The 271-nt window shown below is 55.4% G+C and carries 1 protein-coding gene; it reads left to right on the forward strand.

What is annotated here, in order from left to right:
* Window positions 1-75 precede the first annotated feature (75 nt).
* On the forward strand, window positions 76-198 hold the full coding sequence (ykgO, locus tag MTCD1_RS23700) for a type B 50S ribosomal protein L36 (protein WP_002516195.1): 123 nt from the start codon (window positions 76-78) through the stop codon (window positions 196-198).
* Window positions 199-271 lie beyond the last annotated feature (73 nt).

A 271-nucleotide genomic window follows, 5' to 3' on the forward strand; every position in this document is an offset into this window, starting at 1 on the left:
GTCTCAGGATATGGAGCTGGTTTGATAGTGAGAACGAGTACCAATAAGATGGTATCGTCAAGGACGTAGAAGGTTATGAAGGTCAGGAACTCGCTACGATCTCTGAAGAACCAGCCCGGCTCCCAGGTGGTGCGCCGTCATGGTCGCGTCTACGTCATCAATAAGAAGAACCCGCGGCTGAAGACCCGTCAGGGCTGAACAGGTGAAGGTGACGATCGCCCGTCCTCTTTGGGCGGGCGATGCGTAAGTCAGCATGGTTGCGGCGTGATGC

It is taken from the genome of Colwellia marinimaniae, from assembly GCF_002207865.1.
Lineage (GTDB): Bacteria > Pseudomonadota > Gammaproteobacteria > Enterobacterales > Alteromonadaceae > Colwellia > Colwellia marinimaniae.